This is a genomic window from Saccharothrix tamanrassetensis (assembly GCF_014203665.1).
Taxonomy (GTDB): domain Bacteria; phylum Actinomycetota; class Actinomycetes; order Mycobacteriales; family Pseudonocardiaceae; genus Actinosynnema; species Actinosynnema tamanrassetense.
Genome location: NZ_JACHJN010000011.1, coordinates 29,328 through 49,831, shown reverse-complemented (window position 1 = coordinate 49,831; position 20,504 = coordinate 29,328). Strand labels below are relative to the sequence as shown.

The 20,504-nt window shown below is 71.5% G+C and carries 17 protein-coding genes; 7 read left to right on the top strand and 10 right to left on the bottom strand.

The window, feature by feature from the left end; translation table 11 throughout:
• Positions 1-113: 113 nt before the first annotated feature.
• Genes FHS29_RS29560 through FHS29_RS29550 form a run of 3 tightly spaced genes read right to left on the bottom strand, consistent with a single transcriptional unit; the run spans position 114 to position 5,225 of the window.
• On the bottom strand, positions 114-1,694 hold the full coding sequence (locus FHS29_RS29560; protein WP_184696259.1) for a phytoene desaturase family protein: 1,581 nt from the start codon (positions 1,692-1,694) through the stop codon (positions 114-116).
• The gene (locus FHS29_RS29555) at positions 1,695-2,888 is read right to left on the bottom strand and encodes an NAD-dependent epimerase/dehydratase family protein (RefSeq protein WP_184696257.1); all 1,194 of its coding nucleotides are present in this window, start codon (positions 2,886-2,888) and stop codon (positions 1,695-1,697) included.
• A 15-nt stretch (positions 2,889-2,903) separates the two neighbouring features.
• A complete protein-coding gene (locus tag FHS29_RS29550; protein ID WP_184696256.1) occupies positions 2,904-5,225 on the bottom strand; it encodes a Tex family protein in 2,322 nt (773 codons plus the stop codon).
• A gap of 155 nt (positions 5,226-5,380) precedes the next feature.
• Between FHS29_RS29550 and FHS29_RS29545 the strand changes: the two genes are divergently transcribed.
• Positions 5,381-7,459 (top strand): hypothetical protein, encoded by a 2,079-nt coding sequence (locus FHS29_RS29545; RefSeq protein ID WP_184696254.1) that lies wholly within the window; start codon positions 5,381-5,383, stop codon positions 7,457-7,459.
• A 49-nt stretch (positions 7,460-7,508) separates the two neighbouring features.
• Here FHS29_RS29545 and FHS29_RS29540 read toward each other — a convergent pair whose 3' ends face one another.
• From FHS29_RS29540 to FHS29_RS29515, 6 genes are all read right to left on the bottom strand, one after another.
• Positions 7,509-8,840: an LLM class flavin-dependent oxidoreductase gene (locus FHS29_RS29540; protein ID WP_184696252.1), complete on the bottom strand. Its 1,332-nt coding sequence runs from the start codon at positions 8,838-8,840 to the stop codon at positions 7,509-7,511.
• A complete protein-coding gene (locus FHS29_RS29535; protein WP_184696250.1) occupies positions 8,837-9,565 on the bottom strand; it encodes an ABC transporter ATP-binding protein in 729 nt (242 codons plus the stop codon). The genes FHS29_RS29540 and FHS29_RS29535 overlap by 4 nt, the downstream gene beginning before the upstream one ends.
• Positions 9,541-10,389: an ABC transporter permease gene (locus tag FHS29_RS29530; RefSeq protein WP_184696249.1), complete on the bottom strand. Its 849-nt coding sequence runs from the start codon at positions 10,387-10,389 to the stop codon at positions 9,541-9,543. Before FHS29_RS29530 ends, FHS29_RS29535 begins: the two co-directional genes overlap by 25 nt.
• On the bottom strand, positions 10,386-11,444 hold the full coding sequence (locus FHS29_RS29525; protein ID WP_184696247.1) for an ABC transporter substrate-binding protein: 1,059 nt from the start codon (positions 11,442-11,444) through the stop codon (positions 10,386-10,388). Before FHS29_RS29525 ends, FHS29_RS29530 begins: the two co-directional genes overlap by 4 nt.
• Positions 11,445-11,703: 259 nt before the next feature.
• Complete coding sequence (locus FHS29_RS29520) at positions 11,704-12,627, bottom strand: TauD/TfdA dioxygenase family protein (RefSeq protein WP_184696245.1); 924 nt, start codon at positions 12,625-12,627, stop codon at positions 11,704-11,706.
• A 156-nt stretch (positions 12,628-12,783) separates the two neighbouring features.
• Complete coding sequence (locus FHS29_RS29515) at positions 12,784-13,926, bottom strand: ROK family transcriptional regulator (protein WP_184696243.1); 1,143 nt, start codon at positions 13,924-13,926, stop codon at positions 12,784-12,786.
• A 195-nt stretch (positions 13,927-14,121) separates the two neighbouring features.
• Here FHS29_RS29515 and FHS29_RS29510 point away from each other — a divergent pair, with 195 nt between their 5' ends.
• On the top strand, positions 14,122-14,922 hold the full coding sequence (locus tag FHS29_RS29510; RefSeq protein ID WP_184696241.1) for an LLM class flavin-dependent oxidoreductase: 801 nt from the start codon (positions 14,122-14,124) through the stop codon (positions 14,920-14,922).
• A 199-nt stretch (positions 14,923-15,121) separates the two neighbouring features.
• Here the strand turns inward: FHS29_RS29510 and FHS29_RS29505 are convergent, their stop codons facing one another.
• Positions 15,122-15,895: a helix-turn-helix transcriptional regulator gene (locus FHS29_RS29505; RefSeq protein WP_184696239.1), complete on the bottom strand. Its 774-nt coding sequence runs from the start codon at positions 15,893-15,895 to the stop codon at positions 15,122-15,124.
• A gap of 59 nt (positions 15,896-15,954) precedes the next feature.
• On the opposite strand from FHS29_RS29505, the gene FHS29_RS29500 reads away from it, so the two are divergent.
• From FHS29_RS29500 to FHS29_RS29480, 5 genes are all read left to right on the top strand, one after another.
• A complete protein-coding gene (locus FHS29_RS29500) occupies positions 15,955-16,785 on the top strand; it encodes an alpha/beta fold hydrolase (protein ID WP_184696237.1) in 831 nt (276 codons plus the stop codon).
• Positions 16,786-16,941: 156 nt separating this feature from the next.
• Entirely contained in the window at positions 16,942-17,742 is an 801-nt protein-coding gene (locus FHS29_RS29495; RefSeq protein ID WP_184696235.1) for an esterase/lipase family protein, read from the top strand.
• Between the two features lie 224 nt (positions 17,743-17,966).
• Entirely contained in the window at positions 17,967-18,902 is a 936-nt protein-coding gene (locus FHS29_RS29490; RefSeq protein ID WP_184696233.1) for a hypothetical protein, read from the top strand.
• A gap of 89 nt (positions 18,903-18,991) precedes the next feature.
• Positions 18,992-19,609 carry a phosphatase PAP2 family protein gene (locus FHS29_RS29485; protein ID WP_184696231.1) on the top strand — a complete coding sequence of 206 codons (618 nt, stop codon included), beginning with the start codon at positions 18,992-18,994 and terminating at the stop codon, positions 19,607-19,609.
• Between the two features lie 46 nt (positions 19,610-19,655).
• The gene (locus FHS29_RS29480; RefSeq protein ID WP_184696229.1) at positions 19,656-20,411 is read left to right on the top strand and encodes an enoyl-CoA hydratase/isomerase family protein; all 756 of its coding nucleotides are present in this window, start codon (positions 19,656-19,658) and stop codon (positions 20,409-20,411) included.
• Positions 20,412-20,504 lie beyond the last annotated feature (93 nt).

Below are 20,504 nucleotides of genomic sequence, written 5' to 3'. Positions count from 1 at the left end.
GCGGCGATGACTCTGTGCCGGGGCGGCGATGACTCTGTGCCGGGGCGGCGATGACCCTGTGCCGGGCGTGATCCAAGCCGGGTCGTCCAGCCGGTGTCGTCCGGCTGTGTCGTTCAGCGGTAGAGGGCCCGGTGCAGGCCGCGCATCACCAGCCGGTAGCCGTCGCCCGCCAGACCGTTGCGCGCCAACGCCGCCCGTGCCGCGTTCGCCCCGGGCGCACCGTGCACACCGCCGCCCGGGTGCGCCGACGCCCCCGCCAGGAACAGCCGGTCCACCGGGGTGTCCGACCGCCCCGTCCCCGGCACCGGCCGGAAGACCAACTGCTGGTGGATCGCCGCCGTGCCCGCGTTGATCGACCCGCCGACCAGGCTCGCGTTGCGCTCCTCCAGGTCCGCCGGCCCCAGGACCGCACGTGCGACGATCAGGTCGCGGAACCCCGGCGCGTGCTGCTCGATCAGCTGCTCCACCCGGTCCGCCCGCCGTCGCAACCGGTCCGCCGACCAGCTCTCGCCGCGCGGCACGTGCGTGTACGCCCAGGCCGCCTCGGTCCCCGCCGGTGACCGGCTCGGATCGGTGGTGGTCATCTGCCCCATGATGACGAACGGCGTGCGCGGCAGTCGCCCGGTCGCGATCTCCGTGCTGCTGATCGACAACCCGTTCAGGTCGCCACCCAGGTGCACGGTGCCGGCGCCCTTGGCCTCGGTCGCCGTCCACGGGACGGGCCCGGACAGCGCCCAGTCCACCTTCACCGTGGCGTCGTCCCACTCGAAGTTGGACAGGTCGTCCACCAGCCGAGCGGGCAGGTGCTCCGCACCGACCAGACCCAGGTACAGGCTCGGCGCGGCGACGTCCGCCAGCACCGCCTTCCGCGCCCGCACCAGTCCGCCCGAGGCGTCACGCACACCGAGCGCGCGTCCTTGCGACACCACGACCTGCGTCACCGCGCGACCGCACTCGACCCGTCCGCCGAACCGCTTCACCAACGCCTCGGACAGCTTCCCCGCGCCACCCTCGGGCACGGGGTAGCCGACGTCCTGCCCGAGCATCGACAGCAGCCACCCGAAAGCCGTGCTGCAGGCCTGATCCGGCCCCAGGTCGGTGTGCATCGCGTTGCCCGCCAACAACAACGGCGCGCCCTGCCCGGTGAACCGCTCGTTCCCGAACGCCCGCACGGACTGCACGAACATCCGCGCGAACCGCAGCGACTCCGCCGGCCCCAACGCGCCCAGCAGGCCCGCGCCCGCCCGCACCGGCGGGAACGGCCGCATCAACGCCTCCACCAGCTCGTCCCGGACCCGTTGCCAGCGAACGAACTCCTCCCGCCACGCGTCCCCGTCGCCCGCGCCGAACGCGTCCACCGACGCGGCGGTCCGCTCGACGTCGGTGGACAGCAGCACGGCCCGGTCGTCCGGCAGCACGTGCGCCAACACCTCGGGCGCCCGCCGCCACCGCAGCCCGTGCCGCTCCAGCCCCAGCCCGGCGATCACCGGCGAAGCGGCACCGAGCGGGTAGAACGCGCTGAACAGGTCGTTGCGGAACCCCGGCGCGGTCAGCTCGGCGGTGCGCACCGCGCCGCCCGGCTCGTCGGCCGCCTCCAGCACCAGCACGTCCCACCCGGCGTCGGCCAGCAGGTTCGCCGCCACCAGGCCGTTCGGACCGGATCCGATGACCACGGCGTCCACGTCGTCGCTCACTCAGCCCCCTTGGCTCTGCCGCACCGGACGTGCCAGACCCAGTCTGCGCCACCGCGCGCCGGCACGTGGCGCCAGGGGCCCCCAGGACCCGCGGCCCTCCGAGACGGCGGCGACGAACTCGGCCAGCGCCTCGCGCGCGTCGTGCCGTGGCCGCCAACCGAGCGCCCGCAGCCGGGAAGTGTCCACAATGGACGCCTGATCGGCGAGTCGCAGCCAGCCCGGGTGCATCGGCTGCAGACCCACCCGCCACGTGGGCCACGCGACGCCTTCCAGCAACCGCAACGGGACCGGCAGCCGGAAACCACCGAGCACGCCCGCCAGCTCGTCGGCGTGCAGCACGGATCCGGACGCCACGTTGAACGCGCCGGTCACCCGCCGGCGCAGGATCAGCGTGATGGCCCGCGCGACGTCCTCGGCGTGCACGACCTGTGCCCGCAGCCCGTTCCACAGGGGAACCGGCAGCCACCGCCGTCCGATCAGGAACGGCGGGATGAGCGGGCTGAGCACCCAGCGGTCGAGTTCCGCCCCGGCGTCCGGCTGGACCACCGCGCACGGTCGGACGCGGGCCACGTCGTGACCGTCCAGCATCCGTTCCAGCTGCGCCTTCTGCAGGCTGTACGTGCTGCCCGGCACGCCGGCGCACGGCCAGTCCTCGTCCACGGGGTGATCGGCGGGCGTGTACGCGGCGACCGACGAGGCCACCACGACGTGCGGCACGCCAGCCCGTTCGGCGGCGGCGAGCACGTGCGCGCTGCCGTCCAGGTTGGTGCGCCGCATCGCGGGCTCGTCCATCCCGGGCTGGATCGCCCAGGCCAGGTGGACCACGGCGTCAGCCCCGGCGAAAGCCCTGGTCAACCGAGCTTCCGCCGAGGGCGCGCCGATGTCGCAGCTCAACCAGGAGACACCGCCCGGCCCGGCCCGCGTCCCGTCCGATCGCGTCTCGCCTGCCCGCGACTCGTGGAGGCGCGTCTCACCGGTCCGCGTCTCGCTCCTCTGCGCCGCACCTCTCTGCGCCGCAACTCTCTGCGTCCCACCGGACCCCGCGCCGCCGTGCCGTGCTCCGGCGGCGCGGTCCTCATCGGCCGGAACGCGTCGGGCGATGCCCAGCACGTCGGCGTCCGGCAGTTCGGCGGGCAGGACACGGCACAGGGCCGTCCCGATGTTGCCGCTGGCACCCGTGACGACGACCCTCATGCCGAGCGGGTACCCCTACTTGGCCCCGCCAAGCCCCGCGCGCCGCAGTGCTTCCGCCATGGCCCCGTTCGCGGGCGGCCGTTCCTGGCGTTGCTGCTGCTGCTGACGAGGCCGTCCGCCGCCGCGCTGCTGGTCCCTGCCGCCGCGCTGCTGGTCCTTCTGCGGTGTCTTCCGGCCTGGCTCGTCCTGCAACCGCAGGGTCAGCCCGATCCGCTTGCGCGGGATGTCGACCTCCAGCACCTTCACCCGCACCACGTCACCGGACTTGACCACGTCCCGGGGGTCCTTGACGTAGGTGTCGGACAGTGCCGAGATGTGCACCAAGCCGTCCTGGTGCACGCCGATGTCGACGAACGCGCCGAACGCGGCCACGTTCGTCACGACGCCCTCCAGCACCATGCCGGGCTTGAGGTCGACGATCTTCTCCACGCCGTCGGCGAAGGTCGCGGTCTTGAACGCCGGGCGCGGGTCGCGGCCCGGCTTCTCCAGCTCGCGCAGGATGTCGGTGATGGTCGGCAGACCGAACTTGTCGTCCACGAAGTCCTGCGGCCGCAACGACTTGAGCACCGTCGTGTTGCCGATCAGCTCGGCCTTGGCGTGCTGCTGGATGCGCCGCACCACCGGGTACGCCTCGGGGTGCACGGCGGACCCGTCCAGCGGGTCCTCGCCGTTCGGGATGCGCAGGAAGCCCGCGCACTGCTCGAACGCCTTCGGGCCCAGCCGCGGCACGTTCTTCAGCGCCGTGCGGGACCGGAACGGGCCGTTCTGGTCGCGGTGCTGCACGATGTTCTCCGCGAGCCCGGCGGTGATGCCGGAGACGCGGGTGAGCAGCGGCGCGGACGCCGTGTTCAGGTCCACGCCGACCGCGTTCACGCAGTCCTCCACCACGGCGTCGAGCGAGCGGGACAGCTTCGACTCGGACAGGTCGTGCTGGTACTGGCCGACGCCGATGGACTTGGGGTCGATCTTGACCAGTTCGGCCAAGGGGTCCTGCAACCGGCGGGCGATGCTGACCGCGCCGCGCAGCGACACGTCCATGTCGGGCAGTTCGGCGGACGCGAACGCCGACGCGGAGTACACCGATGCGCCCGCCTCGGACACCACGACCTTGGTGAGCTTGAGGTCGGCGTGCCGCTTGAGCAGGTCGCCGGCCAGCTTGTCGGTCTCGCGGGACGCGGTGCCGTTGCCGATGGCGATCAGCTCGACATCGTGCTCGCGTGCGAGGGCGGCGAGCTTGGCGATCGACTCGTCCCAGCGGTTCGCGGGCACGTGCGGGTGGATCACGTCGGTGTCGACCACCTTGCCGGTCGCGTCCACCACGGCCACCTTGACACCGGTGCGGAAACCGGGGTCCAGGCCCATCGTGGCGCGGGTGCCGGCGGGCGCGGCGAGCAGCAGGTCGCGCAGGTTCGACGCGAACACCTTCACGGCTTCGTCCTCGGCGAACTGGCGCAGCCGCGTGCGCAGGTCGATGCCCAGGTGCACGAGGATGCGGGTGCGCCACGCCCAGCGCACGGTGTCGGTGAGCCAGCGGTCCGCCGGCCGGCCCCGGTCGTCGACGCCGAACCTGGAGGCGATCCGCACCTCGTAGCCGGTCGGCTCGTCGTCGTCGCCCGCCTCCAGCTGGAGGTCGAGGACCTCCTCCTTCTCACCCCGGAACAGGGCGAGGATGCGGTGCGACGGCAGCTTGGTGAACGGCTCGGAGAAGTCGAAGTAGTCGGAGAACTTGGCCCCGTCCTCCTCCTTGCCCTCCCGGACCTTGGACGCCACCCGCCCCTGCGCCCACATCCGTTCCCGCAGCTCGCCGATGAGGTCGCCGTCCTCGCCGAACCGCTCCACGAGGATCGCCCGCGCACCCTGCAGCGCGGCGGCCACGTCCGCGACCTCCTCGGTCAGGTAGGCCTGGGCGGTCTGCTGCGGGTCGAGCGTCGGATCGTTCAACAACCCGTCGGCGAGCGGTTCGAGCCCCTGCTCGCGCGCGATCTGCGCCTTGGTCCGCCGCTTGGGCTTGTAGGGCAGGTAGAGGTCTTCGAGCCGGGCCTTGGAGTCGGCGGCGAGGATCGAGGCTTCCAGCGCGTCGTCGAGCTTGCCCTGCGACCGGATCGAGTCGAGCACGGCCGCCCGCCGCTCCTCCAACTCCCGCAGGTAGCCCAGCCGCTCTTCCAGCGTGCGCAGCTGGGCGTCGTCCAGCGCACCGGTCGCCTCCTTGCGGTAGCGGGCGATGAACGGCACGGTCGAGCCCCCGTCGAGCAGCTCGACGGCAGCGCTGACCTGCCCGTCACGCACGCCCAACTCGTCGGCGATCCTCTGGTGGATGGCTGTCGTCACACCAGGCATTGTGCCCGCACGCTCCCCGTGCGGGGGTGCAGGGGCGGCAATGGGCGGGTCGGCCCCTTGTCCACCCATTTGGGTGAAGTAGCTACGCCGTTGGTAACGCGTGGTTACGCCATACGACGTAACCAACACCCCTGTTAGTCAGGAGGTGTGGCGCGATGACCCAACCGATGGACGACGAGCCGAACGAAGCGGAACAGCGGCTGGCCGACGCCATACGAGGCGGCGACGAAGTCGTGGAGCACTCCGCGTCCGGTGAGCGGATCCGAGGTTCGTTCCTGGGGAGCCACCTGTTGTGGGATGGGCAGCCGCATCCGAGGATCTTGAAGCTCTACGACGCGCACCTGACCGGGCGGCTGGATCTGGAGGCAGGCGCTGTGGCGTACCCGGTGCACTTCCGGAACTGCCGTTTCGACGAGCCGCCCAACCTGGAACAGGCGGCCATCCCGGCGGTCTACTTCACCGACTGCGCTCTTCCCGGTCTGGACTGCGGGCAGGTGACCGTTTCGTCCAACGTCGAGCTGACCGGAGGCGCCAGTACCGGAACGGTCGACTTCCGGGGCGCCCGGGTCGGCGGTCAGTGGCGGTTGACCGGCATCCACCTGGTCAACGCCGGGGGCGTGGCGCTGTCCGCGGACGGCATCGTGGTAGGGCAGGACGCCGCCTGCTCGGACGGCTTCGTGGCCGACGGTGCGGTCCGCATGATCGGTGCCCGTATCGGCGGGCAGTTCGACTGCGAGAACGCGACGTTCCGCAACCCCGGTGGCATCGCGCTCGAGCTCAGCGGGCTCGTCGTGAAGGAGAAGATGTTCTGGCGCAACGGCTTCCGCGTCGAGGGCGAGGCACGCCTGCGCGGTGCGCGGGTGAAAGGCCGGATCGACTGCGCGAAAGCCGAATTCCGCAATCCCCACGAGGTCGCCCTGAGCGCCGAGGGGCTCCGGGCGGGCAGCGATGTCCTGTTGGGGGAGGGGTGCTCGGTGAAGGGCGAGGTCGATCTCACGGGTTGTGACATCCGCGGCCAGTTGATCCTCACCGGTGGCACCTTCGGCAACCCCGGTCGGACCGCACTGGACCTCGCCCGCGCCCGAGTGGCGCAGAACGTGTTGTGCCGCAGCGGGTTCGTCGCCAAGGGCACGGTCCTGCTGGTCGGTGCCGAGATCCGGGGCAACCTGTGGTGCGAGGGCGGGCGGTTCGAGAACAGCACGGACACCGCACTGGACGCGGTCGGCCTGACCGTCCACCGCGACCTGGTGCTCGGCGAACGTCCGACCCGGCACGGCACCGGAACCGGAACCGGCACCGACGGGTTCTACGCCGAGGGGCGTGTGGTGTTGAGCGGCTCGACGATCGGTGGCAACTTCTCCTGCGCCGGCGGGAAGTTCACCAACCGCCCGAACGCGCTCGAGTGCGTCCAGGTGGAAGTCCGGCAGTCCGCCGACTTCGAGAGAGTCCTCGCCCGCGGCCGGATCGACCTGTGCGGCGCTCGGATCGGCGGGCAGCTGTCCTTCGCGGACGCGGTGATCGGCGACGACGACTGGGCCCTGGTGTTGAAGGGAGCGGTGATCGGCGGGCCGTTGCGCCTCAAGTTCGCCGACAAGCCGAAGGGCGGCGTCGATCTCTACCAGGTCAGGGCGGCGCACTTGGACGACCGGGAGACCAAGTGGCCGGATCGGATGAGGTTGAACGGGTTCGTCTACGGTGCCTTGGCCGAGGGCGGACCCGACGTCGGGAAGCGCATCGACTGGCTGAAGCGCAACTGGGAGTACACGCCGCAGGTCTACCTCCAGTTGGCGTCGTTGTACGAAGCCCAGGGACTGCACAACTACGCGAAGGACGTGTTGGTCGCAGGGGAGGACGCCCGGCGCGCTGCGCGCAAAGGGATGACAGGTCGCTTGTCCAGGGTTTCGGACCTGGCACTGAAGTACACGGTCGGATACGGGTACCGGCCGTTCCTCGTGCTGATCTGGATCGCTGTGCTGTGGCTGCTCGGTTGGGGGGTGTTCTCGTTCATCGGGAAGGAAGGCTTCAAGCCGGTGAGACCTGACGCGTGCCTGGAGTTCCAGCCCTTCGTCTACACGCTCGACCTGCTGCTCCCGGTGGTGACCCTCAAGCAGCGGGACTTCTGGGTGCCGGAGGGGTTGGCGCTCGGCGTGTCGACCGGTCTGACGATAGTCGGCTGGGTGTTGGCGATCTGCCTGGTGACGGGGCTCGGCAAGGCGTTCAAGCGGGAGCTGTGACCCCGTCACCAGGCACCGGTCGGCAGCGCCCGGCTTGCGGAAATCCCTCTCACACCACCGCGAGCGAGCGGCTGAACGGGTTCGCCGGGCGCGGCAGGCCGTAGTGGTCCCTCAGCGTGGTGCCGGTGTACTCGGTGCGGAACAGGCCCCGTTGCCGCAGGATCGGGACGACCTCGGTGGCGAACAGCTCCAGCCCGGACGGCAGCACGGCGGGCATGATGTTGAAACCGTCCGCCGCGCCCTCCCGGAACCAGTGCTCGATGGTGTCGGCCACCTGCTCCGGCGTGCCCGCGAACGTCTTGTGCCCGCGCCCGCCGCCGAGCCGCCCGATCAGCTCCCGCACGGTCAGCTCCTCCCGCCGTGCCAGCTCCACGACCAGGGTGTAACGGGACTTCGCGCCCTCGATCTCGTCCTCCGACGGCAGGTCGGCGGGCAACGGCCGGTCCAGCTCCAGCGACTCCGGGTCGACCCGCAGCAGCTTCGCCAACTGGCCGCGCGCGTACTCGGCGACGATCAGCCGGTCCAGCTCGGCGTCGGCGGCGAGCGCTTCCGCCTCCGTGGCGCCGATCACCGGCACCAGGCCGGGTAGGACCTTGACGTGGTCGGGGTCGCGGCCCGCGGTCCGGGCGCGGTCCTTGATGTCCGCGTAGAAGGCCTTGGCCTCGGCCAAGGTCTGCTGCGCGGTGAACACCGCCTCGGCATGTCGGGCGGCGAAGCCCTTGCCGTCCTCGGACGAACCGGCCTGCACCAGCACCGGGTGGCCCTGCGGCGAGCGCGGGACGTTCAGCGGACCCCGCACCCGGAAGTACCTGCCCTCGTGGTCGACCGTGTGCACGCGATCGGCCTCGGCGTGCACGCCGCGCTCCTTGTCGGCCACGATCGCGTCGTCGTCCCACGAGTCCCACAGCTTCTTCGCCACGTGCAGGAACTCGTCGGCCCGCTCGTACCGGTCGAAGTGCGCGGGCTGCCCGTCCAGGCCGAAGTTGCGCGCCGCGTCGTCGCCCGCCGTGGTCACGACGTTCCACCCGGCCCGGCCGCCGCTGATGTGGTCCAGCGAGGAGAACCGGCGGGACAGGTTGAACGGGTCGTTGTAGGTGGTGGAAGCCGTCGCGATCAAACCGATCCGGGAGGTGGCCCGGGCCAGTGCGGCGAGCAGCAGGGTCGGTTCCAACTTGCCCGACGGACGGCGGCCGACCTGGCCCCACAGCACGGGCGAGTCGGCGAGGAACACCGAATCGAACTTCGCCGCCTCCGCGATGCGCGCCAGCCGCTCGTGGTACTCGATGCCGAGGTGGGCGTGCGGGTCGCTCTCCGGCAGCCGCCACGACGCCTCGTGGTGCCCGGTGTCGTGCAGGAACAGGTTGAGGTGCAGCTGGGTCACGGTGTCGCCCCTTCGGTGATCCCCAACGCGAGCAGCAGCCGGTCGCGGTGGGACTGGAACAGCGGGTCGCGGTGCGAGCGGGGTGCGGGCAGGTCGATCGGGACGTCCAGCCCGATCCGGCCCTCCTCCAGCAGCACGATCCGGTCGGCGAGCTCCACGGCCTCGTCCACGTCGTGCGTGACGAGCAGGACCGCGGGGCGGTGCCGCGCGCACAGTTCGCGCAGCAGGTCGTGCATCTTGATGCGGGTCAACGCGTCCAGCGAGCCGAACGGCTCGTCCGCCAGCAGCACGGCGGGTTCGCGGACCAGGCAGCGGGCCAGCGCGACGCGTTGCTGCTCGCCACCGGAGAGCTGGTTGGGCCACGCCCGTTCCCGGCCCGCCAGCCCGACTTCGGCCAACGCGCGCCGGCCGCGCTCCCTCGCGTCACCGGGAATCCCGAGGACCACGTTGTCCAGCACGCGCAGCCACGGCAGCAGCCGCGAGTCCTGGAACGCCACCGAGATCTCCCGCGGCACCCGGAGATCACCGCTGCCGGTCACGTCGTAGTCCAGACCCGCGATGGCCCGCAGCAGGGTCGACTTGCCGGAACCGCTGCGCCCCAACAGGGCCACGAACTCGCCGGGCGCGATGTCCAGGTCCAGCCCGTCGAGCACGGTCCGCTCCCCGAAGCGCCGCACCAGGTCCCGGACGCGGACCGCGGTCACCCGCCCATCGTGCGACGCCATGCCAGCACCCTCCGCTCGGCGAGCCGCAGCAGTGCGTCGGACACGAACCCGAACAGCCCGTACACCACCAGCCCGACCACGATCACGTCGCTCTGGCCGTAGTTCTGCGCCTGGAACATCAGGTAGCCGATGCCGCTGGTGGCGTTGATCTGCTCCAGCACGATCAGGAACAGCCACGAGCCGGTCACGCCCAGCCGCAGGCCCACGAAGAAGCCGGGCAGCGCACCGGGGAACACCACCTTGCGCACGAACTGCCACCGGTTGAGCCCGACCACCTCCGCGAGTTCCACGTACCGGTTGTCGATGCCGGTCAGCGAGGCGTGGGTCTGGATGTAGATCGTCACGGCCACGCCGATCGCGATCACCACCACCTTGAAGCCCTCGCCGATGCCCAGCCACAGGATCAGCAGCGGGATCAGGCCCAGCGACGGGATCGCCCGCTTGACCTGCACCGTGCCGTCGATCAGCGACTCGCCGACCCGGCTCAGCCCGGCCGCGATGGCGAGCGCCGTGCCGATCACACCGCCGAACAGGAAGCCCAGTCCCGCGCGCCGCAACGAGGTCAGCACGCTGTCGGGCAGCTTCCCGTTGTCCACCAACTCGACGCCGGTCGCGACCACCGTCCACGGCGCGGACAGGATCCGCGGGTCGAGCCAGCCGGTGGCGGACGCGGTGCTCCAGACCGCGATCACCAGCAGCGGCCCGAGGGCACGGCCGTACGGGATGGGTCTGCCCGGCCCGAGCCTGCGCTTGCGGGCCGCGGTCGTGGCCACGACCGGTGTTCCGAGGGTGCTGCGGGCGGGCGGTGCCAGCGTGTGCGTCATGGCTTGCTCCGGTACGTGGCGGGGACGGATTCCGCGGCGATGCCTTCGAACCGCCGGTCGAACAGGTCGGCGGCCTCGACCGGCGGGGTGAACCCGCCCTGGGCGAGCAGATCGGCCGTCTCCTGCTCCCAGGCGATCGCCCGGTCCCAGCCGGCCGGGAAGTAGGGCCGGGGGAGGGACTCGACGATCCGCTCACCGTCGGCGGTGCCGACGTTCTGGTCCTTCACGTAGTAGTGCTCGATCCAAGGCCCGGGGTGCTCCCAGGCCCACACCTGGCCCCGCGCCCAGAACGGGATGAACGCCCGGATCGCGGCGGTCTTGGCCTCGTCGCGGAGCACGGAGGTCGGCGCCCACAGGATGGTGAGCAGGTCCACGGCGTTCATGTCGATGGTGCGCGCACCGTCCTTGCCGTACTGGCTCAGGTACTTCGTGGTGCTGGGCTCGGCGAGCACCGCCACGTCCACCTGCCTGGACTGCAACGCGGTGAGGAACTGCGGGCTGTTCAGCGCGACGAGCTGCACGTCCTCGTTGCGCAGCCCCAGTTCCTTGATGGTGCGCAGCACGAGCACGCCCTGCGCCTGCCCCTGCGAGAACGCGATCCTGCGGCCCTTCAGGTCCTGCAACGACCTGATGTCCGCGCCCGGCGCGGTCGCGAACCTGTAGGTGGGCGTCTCCCGGTGGGCCACCGCGACGATCTTGGCGTCGAAGCCGATCGCGGCGGCCTGGATGGGCGGGATGCCCGCGTTGGTCGCGAGGTCCACCGACCCGGCGCGGAACGCCTGGATGACGTCCGGCCCGGCGGTCACGTTCGGCCAGTCGGGCACCTCGAACGGCAGGCCGGCCAGTTCCCCGGACGCCTCCAGTTGCTTCAGCGTGGTGCGGACGGAGACGGTGAGCTTCGTGCCGGGCGGCACGGCGGTGGGCAGCGGCCCGGCCGGGGCCGGACCGCTCACGCCGCCGGCCGCGGCGCACCCGACGAGGCCGAGCGTCCCCACGCCCGCCAGTCCGGCCAGGAACGAGCGCCGGCCGAGGGCCGGCGTGGATGGCAGTGTCATTCGCGGATTCCTCAATCGAGTGGGTAGCGGCCGTGGCGTCGGCTGTGGTGGCAAGCGGACACGGCCGCCGTGGCCGACGAGCGCCGACCGTGGTGGGTAGCCGAGGCCGTGGTGAGTGGGCCGGCGCCGTGGTGGCGCCTTCCCGCCGGGATCAGGCCGGGTCGGCAGGTGGTCGGTCCGGGATCCGGGCACGCGTTCGGTCGTGTCGTCGGCTGCCGGCCACGCGATCCGGTGGCTGCTCACGGCGACGAAGTGGCCCTCAGTCGACCTTGACCGTGTGCTCGGAGGTGAAGGGCTTGCCCGCGACCAGTTCCGAGTGGCGGCCGTCCGGACCCACCGGCACGTCACCGATCAACGTCACGCGGTGCAGGCGGCGCTCCACGTCCAGGTGTGCCAGGTCGCGCGGGGCGAGGTGGGCGGTGGCGCGGTTGTCCCAGAACGCCACGCTGCCCGGCTCCCAGCGGAACCGCACGGTGTACTCGGGGCGGGTGATCTCGGCGTAGAGCAGGTCCAGCACCGCTTTGGACTCCCGCGGCGACACGTCCACGACGTGGCTGGTGAAGCCGGGGTTCACGAACAGCGCCCGTTCGCCGGTCACCGGTGCACGCGGACCACCGGGTGCACGGCGACCAGCAGGTTGTCGTTGACCCGCTTGGCGTAGGCGTCGTCGCCGGTGGGCTTGTCCGCGCCGCCGTAGCGGTGCTCCGCCCGCAGACCGTCCACGAAGGACTTCAGCGGCGCGGACAGGCCCTGGTAGGCGGGCGACGAGGTTGGTCCACGTCGTGTCGCCGCCGCGCTCGGGCACGACCTCCGCGCGCAGGATCGAGCCGGCCGGCGGGTTCACCGCGGCGGTCACGTCGGTGTGCCAGCCGGAGAAGTAGCTGTACTGGCGGCGGCGCACCTGCTGCTCGAACCCGGGACCGTAGCGCTCCTCGTAGCGCCGCGGGTCGATGGTGAAAATCTCCGGGAAGCCGCCGGGAGGCGTGTCGTCGTGCGGGTGCGCGTAGGTCAGCTCGCCGAACTGCCGGCCGAACGCGATCTGGCTCGCGTGGTCCAGCCGCTGGTCCCGGAAGAACACCACCTTGTACTCGAAGAGCGCTTCCCTGATCAATCCGACGCTTTCCGCGTCCAATGGTCGAGAAATGTCGACACCCGATACATCCGCCCCGATGTGCCCGGTCACAGGGCGCACCGAAACTTTGTTGAGCGTGCTCGTCACTGGAATCCCTCCAAGCCGTGCGAAAATAGACCTTCGCAGGTCAGCGGTGTGTGCAATGCTTACACGAATAGTCTCGCCCGGCACTGCGCGGGAGTCAATTTTGCGATTCGGTAAATTAACTCAGGCGCACCGGTCGAGTGGGCTGCCGTAAATGGCGTCGAGCACCACGGAACCCGCCGCGACACTGAGCACATCCCGCCCGAAGCTGGTCGGCACCACCGAGCCGGCGCGGTCGCCGACCTGTGCGCGCACCACGTCCAGGCACTCCGGCAGGTGCACCACACCCGCCTCGGTGAGCACCAGCACGTCGGGGTTGATCACGTCGAGCAGCAGTCCGACCGCCCGGCCGACGTGCCGGGCGCGTTCCCGCAGCAGGCCCTTGGCCCGGCCGTCGCCCGCCCGTGCCCGGTCCAGCAGCAACGGCAGGGACGGCTCGGCGATGACGCCTTCGCGCGCCGCCCGTTCGGCGACGGCCCGGTCGGACACCGTGGCCTGGAAGCAGCCCCGACGTCCGCACGGGCACTCGACCGAACTGCCCTCCAGGCGCAGGTGCGCGACATCGCCGGACGCCGAACGCGGGCCGTGGTGCACGGTGCCGGCGGTGGCGATCGCGGCGTCGACCACGTTGCCCACGAACAGGTGCACCATGCTGTTGCGGCTGCGCTGGTCGCCGAACAGTTGCTCGGCCCGGGCCAGCGCGCGGCTGTGGCTCTCCACGTGCACCGGCAGGCCGAACTGCCGCAGCGCCTCGCGCGCCTGGACGTCCCGCCAGCCCAACTGGCTGTGCCGGACGATCACGCCGCGCTCCGGGTCCACCCAGCCGCCGGTGGCCAGGCCGATGCCCAGCGGCGAGCGGTCGCCGAGGTGGTCGCGGAGGAAGTCGGGCAACAAGCACAAAATCCCTTGGAACACCGCTTCGGGGCTTCGTCCGGGATGCGGCTCGCGGTCCTGGTGCAGCACCCGTCCGCGCAGGTCGACCACGGAGAGGGTGGTGTGCGTCAGCGCGATGTGCACACCGCACACCGCGTACCGCTCCACGTCGATGTCCACCGGCACGTGCGGGCGCCCCACCGTCACCCTCGGCACCCGTGCCTCCTCCACCTCGCGCAGCAGCCCGAGGTCGGCGAGTTCGGCGTACTGCTTGGTGACCGCGGCGGCGGACAGCCCGGTCAGCCGCGCGATGGTGCTGCGCGCCACCGGGCCGTTGTCCAGCACGGACCGCAGGATGGTCGCGGCGGTCGTCGTTCTGCGGCGTGGTTGCATACCTGTCCCTCCCCGGTAGGGGTTGCCGTGTCCACTGTGGACCGATCAGGCGGGCGCGGCACACATCGCGCTCGCCTGCCGACGGAAGTCGACGTGACGGCGCGTGCACAGCACGGAGGCCTGGGACATGAGCCGATGCTGGCACCCGGGCGGAACTCCGGCCAAGGGGGCTCAGGATGTGGGAAGGTCGAAGGTATGCGTTGCGGAATCGTGTTGCCCTTCTTCGACGCCCCGGATGTGGCGTCCTGCGCGGAACTGGCCGAGTCGAGCGGGTGGGACGGGGTGTTCCTGGCCGAGTCGGTGTGGGGTGTGGACGCGTGGGTGGCGCTCACCGCCGCCGCGATGCGCACCTCGTCGTTGCTCGTGGGGACGATGTTGACGCCGCTGCCCCGGTTCAAGCCGTGGGACGTCGCGTCCAAGGTGGGCACCCTGGACCGGTTGTCCGGCGGCCGGGTGCGGTTGGGCGTGGGGCTCGGCGCGCTGCACCCCGGGTGGACCGCGTTCGAGCCGGACCAGGGCCGGGCGGAACGCGCCCTGTTGCTGGACGAAGGCCTGGCGGTCTACGACGGGTTGATGCGCGGTCAGCCGTTCTCCTTCGAGGGCAGGCGCTACCAGGTCCGGGCGACCGACTTCTACCCGCCACCGCCCACCGTGCAGCAGCCGAGGGTGCCGGTGTGGGTGGTGGGCGCGTACCCCCGCGAGGTGTCGCTGCGGCGGGCGGCGCGGTGGGACGGGCTGCTGCCGAACATCGTCGGCGACGGCGAGGCGCGCGGCCCGGCGAGCCCGGCCGAGCTGGCGGAGGTCGTGGCGGAGGTGCGCCGGCTGCGCGAGGCCGAAGGCCTGCCCTGGGAGGGCTACGACGTGATCGCCGAGGGCGTGGGCCCGGTCGACGTGGGGGAGTGGGCGGCGGCCGGGGCGACCTGGTGGATCGAGTCGGACTGGGAGACCACGCCGGACGCGGTCCGCGACCGCATCGCCGCCGGACCGCCGAGGTGATCGCCTCCGGCATCCGGGACCGCTCAAGCCGGGACGGCACCGCCGTTCCGGCCGCGGTGGGCGGTGGGTCGGAGGTGGTCGCGACCGACTCGGTGTCGCCGCTCGACAGGCCTGCTCAGCGGCTCCGGGTCAGCCGGGTCCGACTCGGAGGTCCGGCCTCAAGGGGCTGACTCGAAGGGGCCTGCTCGAAGGGGTTGGCTCAACGGGTGTAGCCGGTCGGCGTGGTGCCGGTGAGGGCGCGGAAGTCGCGGTTGAGGTGGGACTGGTCGGCGTAGCCGCACTCGGCCGCGATCGTCGCCGGCGGTGAGCCCGGCATCAGGGACACCGCCCGGTGCAGGCGCAGCACCCGTGCCGCGGACTTCGGGCCGAGGCCGAACTGGTCGCGGAACCTGGTGACGAGGTGCTGTCGGATCCACCCGATCCGGTCGGCGAGATCGGCTATCCGCACCCGGCCGCCGGTCCGGGCCAGGAGGTGCCACGCGGCCCGCACCGGATCGGCCGGCTGCGGTCCGGCGAGGCAGCGCCGGGTCAGGTAGCCGTCCAGCAGGCCGAAGCGGGCGGGCCAGGTGGGGAGGCCGGCCAGCTGCTCGGCCAGCAGCTGTGCGTCGTGGCCCAGGAGGTCGGTCAGCCCGACGGTGGTGTTGGCCAGCTCTCTCATCGGGCCGAAGAGGGCGTGTGCGGCGTGCGGTGACAGCCCGACCGTCACGCCGACCGAGCGACCCGACTGTTCGATGGTCAACGGGCGGTCGCGAAGGCCGTTCACGGGGGACCACGGCAGGCTGCACCGGTCGGGGGCTTCGAGGTCGATGGTCAGCATGACGGCGGCCAGCGGGGCGACGGTCCAGTGCTCCAGCCCGGTGGACATGTCGTGGACGCTGTACGACAGCACGCCGGGAGCCTTCGGGCTGCCGAAGATCAACGGACCGGCGCGTTCGACTTCCCGCCGAGGTAGGACGATCGACCAGTCGGCCACGTCCGCCGGCTTACTTCCGTCCAATACCGGAAAGCGGTGGATCCGTACGTTCGCCGGGCATGAAGACGGGAACCTTCGCGAGCCCGGAAGCCCGGGAACGGTACTTCGCCGCCTACCGCCTGGCCATGGCCCTGTGCCCGGCTCCGGACGAGGTGTCGGACGTGCCGACGTCCTTCGGCACCACCAGGGTCTACCGGTTCGGTCACGGCGTGCCGCTGGTGCTGCTGCCCGGACTGTCCGCGACCTCCGCCGGCTGGGGCGCCGAACTGGGCCGCTACGCCCGCGACAACGCCGTGTACGCGGTGGACACCTTGGGCGAACCCGGCCACAGCGTGCAGACCGCGCCCATCCGGAACGCTGTCGACCGGGGCCGATGGCTGGACGAGGTGCTCGCCGGCCTCGGGCTGGACCTCGCCCACCTGGTCGGCGCGTCCTCGGGCGGGTGGCACGTGTGCGCGGCGGCGGTCCACGCACCGGAGCGGATCGCCTCGATCAGCCTCATCGACCCCACCGGGGTGACGGTCGGGTTCGGCTTCGGCGTGGTGTGGCGGGCCGCTCTGGCGTCGCTGATCAGGCGTGACCGGGCCTGGCGGTGGTTCCTGAGATGGGCGGGCGGGCTGGATCCGGAACGACCCGACGTGCGGCTGGTGCTGGCCGGCATCCGCGAGTACCGCGCCCACCTGCCACCGCAACTGCCGTTCGGCGAGGCGTTGCGCGAGGTCCGGGTGCCGACGTTGGCGCTGTTCGGCGGACGCAACGTCGTGCACGACGGCGTGAAGGCGGCCGACCGGATGCGGGAACTGGTGCCGCACGCCGAGGTGGAGCTGTGGCCGGAGAGCGGTCACCGGCTGGACGCCACCGAGCACGTCCTGGCATTCGTGCGCCGATGAGCCCGGCGGGCGCGAGGCCGGCTTCGCGGTCGCCCGAGGAACAGGGGCACCACTCGGGTTCGTGGTCGTCGAGATGTATCCGGGACTGGTGCATCCGGTTCTTTGGAAACATCATGGTTACGCGGGGGCGCTCACGGACCAGCCGGGGGAGGGGCCATGACGGCACTACCGGACATCCCACCGTCGGAGCGTCCTGAGCCGCACGCCGTGCCGCGTTCGGCACCCGGCCTGCTGTGGTACCTGACCGAGCCGACCCGCGCGGTGGTGGACATCGGGCAGTTCGCCGCCACCCGGTCCCTGCTGCGTGCCGCGCCCAGCGGCGACGGGCACACCGTGCTCGTCCTGCCCGGTCTCGGGGCCGCGGACGGGTCGACGGGGATGCTGCGGAAGTTCCTGGCCGGCCTCGGCTACGACGTGCGCGGGTGGGGGCTGGGACGCAACATCGGGCCGTCCGTGGATGCGGTGAACGGTATGCGCGCGTTGCTGCGCGAACTCGGCGAGGAAGCGCCGGTGAGCCTCGTCGGCTGGAGCCTGGGCGGCATCTTCGCCCGTGAACTGGCCCGCGAGCACCCCGGCTCGGTGCGGCAGGTCATCACCCTCGGCAGCCCGTACGCGATGACCGACCCGCGGCAGACCAGGATCAACCCGGTCTACCGGCTGCTGGCCCGGTTCTACGTGGCGGGCCTGGACATGCCGCCGCCCGAGCACACCCGGCCGCCGATCCCGGTCCCCGCGACGTCGGTGTACTCGAAGTCCGACGGGATCGTGTCGTGGCGGACGTGCGTCGAGGAGCCCGCCGCGCGCCGTGAGAACGTCGCCGTCGCGTCCAGCCACCTGGGCTACGGCTACAACCCGACCGTCTGGTGGGTCGTCGCCGACAGGTTGGCGCAACGCGAAGGCCACTGGGCCCCGTTCACGCCGCCGCCCGGCATGGCGCGGATGTTCCCGGACGCCTGATCACCCTTGCCGCCTGGCTTCAGGCTCCGGCAGTACGTGTCCGCATCTCGAGCGACTGCTGCCGAGCATCGGTCTGTCCTAAGTGGATACATGCGGCCAAATGGGCGATGTCCCGGAGGAATGATCACCTGAACAACGCCTTGTGTTGGCCGCCTCTTCACCGCAGGGTTTCGCGAGGCCCGTTGGCTCTGCCGACGGGCCACATCCCTGACGGAAGGTGGAGCATGGTGTTCCCCGCACGCAAAGCCGCCGCGTCCCTAATCGCCGCGGTCGCTCTCACGGTACTGGTCGCCACTCCCGCGAAAGCGGCCACGGACGCCGAGCTGGCGTTCCATTGGGCACCGATCCACTACCAGGACACGGACTCCTCGGACTACGACGCCGACTACCTGTCCACTGTGGACTTCGACGGCGAGTGGAACACGCTGAACAACTGGGAGAGCCAGGACGACTCGCTGTCCCGGCTGACCGGTGCGGCGTACTACTCGGTGGTGGAGACGTCGACCCACTGGTTCATCACCTACAGCTTCTACCACCCGCGTGACTGGGAGGACTTCCCCGACCCGTTCGAGCAGTTCACGCACGAGAACGACATGGAGGGCGTGCTGGCGACCGTGCGCAGGGACGGTTCGGCGTTCGGCAGGCTGGAAGCCGTGGTCACCGTGGCGCACAGCGACTTCTACTCCTACGTGCCCGCCGGCAGCACGTTCACCGGCGGTCGGGAGAACCTCGACGGGACGTTGCCGGTGCAGGGCGGGCGGCCGGTCACGCGGCAGGAAGCCAAGGGGCACGGGATCTACGCGTGGAACGGCGCGGAGTTCCCCGGCGGTGACGGCGTGGTCTACGTGCCCAGCGGGACCGGCGAGGTGCCGTCCGGTGGCAACGACCGCTCGGTGGGGTACCGGCTGGTCGACACGTTCGCGGCCGGCGGGCTGTGGGCGCGGCGGTCGGACTCGACGACGTTCGCGGGCTGGGGCACTTTGCGGGGTGACAACGGGAAGAACAACGCCGCGAACACCGCGTGGGGCTGGGACGACGGCAACGACGGCAGCGACCTGCCGCGCGGCCTGCCCGCCACCGACCCGGCCCACCTGGTGTCGGTGTACTTCGCGAACCGGGGCGAGTTCAGCCTGACGTACACCCGCAACGCGTACCGGTAGGCCGGCGGCGGCGGCCTGTGGATCACCCCAACCGGTGGTCGCGGGCGAACATCATTTCGCCCGCGACCACCGCGGCTTAGGCTCCGCCCATGGCCATGTCCACACCGCCACTGCTCGCCCGCATGGTGACGGAGATCCTCGCCCCGTGGGTGCTCGTGCTGAGCCTGCCCATGCTGGTGGCCTGGCACGCCACCGGGAACCCGCTGCAAACCCTGGTCTGGGGCCTCGTGGTCGGCGTGACCGGCTCGGTGATCCCGATGGCCGTGGTGGTGCACGGCGCGCGGCGCGGGCAGTGGGACGGCCACCACGTGACCAACCGCGAAGGCCGGCTGGTGCCGCTGTTCACCTGCGCCGCGTCGTTGGGCACCGGTATCGCGGTGCTGCTGCTGGGCAACGCGCCACACCGGATGCTGGCGCTGTCGTTGTCGATGTTCCTGAGCCTGGTGGTGAGCATCGCGATCACGTTCGCCGCGCCCGTGCCGGGTGGCGGCCGGGGCTGGAAGATCTCGGTCCACACGGCCGTGGCGGCGGGCGCGTTGGCGGTGCTGGTGGTGACGTTCGGGCTGTGGACCCTGGTGTTCTCGCCCGCCGTCGCACTGGTCGGGTGGTCACGGGTCGCGTTGGGAGACCACACGGTGGCCCAGGTCGTCGGCGGTGTGGCGCTGGGCCTCGTGGTCGGCGGCCTGACGTTCTGGTGGCTGGCGTGAGACCGCTCACTGCCCGGAGCCGCCACAGCCGCTCTAACCTGCGGTGGTGACGTTGAGACTGGACGCGGCCGGCCCGGTCGCGACGCTGACGATCGACCGGCCCGCCAAGCGCAACGCGATGAGCTACCGGATGTGGTCGTCGCTGCCGGGCCTGCTGGCGCGCGTCCGGGACGACCCGGACGTCCGGGTGCTGGTGGTTCGCGGTGGCGAGCACTTCTCGGCGGGAGCCGACATCAGCGAGTTCTCGACGTTGCGCAAGGGGGCGGACGGCGCGGCCAGGTACGGCGAGGCCGTGCACGACGGGGGACGCGCCATCGCGACCCTGGGCAAGCCGACCGTCGCGGCGGTGAACGGCTTCTGCGTCGGCGGAGGGTGCGAGATCGCCTTGGCGTGCGACCTCCGGATCGCCTCCACCGGCGCGAAGTTCGGCATCACACCGGCGAAGCTCGGGATCGTCTACGACCTGACGTCGACCAAGCGGCTGGTGGACGCGGTGGGCCCGGCCTGGGCCAAGCAGATCCTGTTCAGCGGCGAACTCATCGACTCGGCGACCGCTCTGCGGATCGGTCTGGTGAACGAGGTCCACGAGGACCTGGACACGCGGGTGGAGGAGCTGTCCGAGGTGATCGCGTCACGGGCGCGGGTGAGCGTGCGCGGCGCGAAGACCATCGTCGACCTGATCACCGACGGACAGCACGAGGAGGACGCCGTGGTGCGGGCGCTGTACGACGAGGCCGTGCACAGCCCCGAGTACGCCGAGGGCGTACAGGCCTTCCTCGAAAAGCGCGCACCCCGCTTCTGAGGCACCGCCGGCTCGACGCACACCGGCCCGCGTCGACCGACTCGTCACAGCGGTCGACGCGGGCCGGTCGGGAGCGAACGGGCCGTCCTCGGA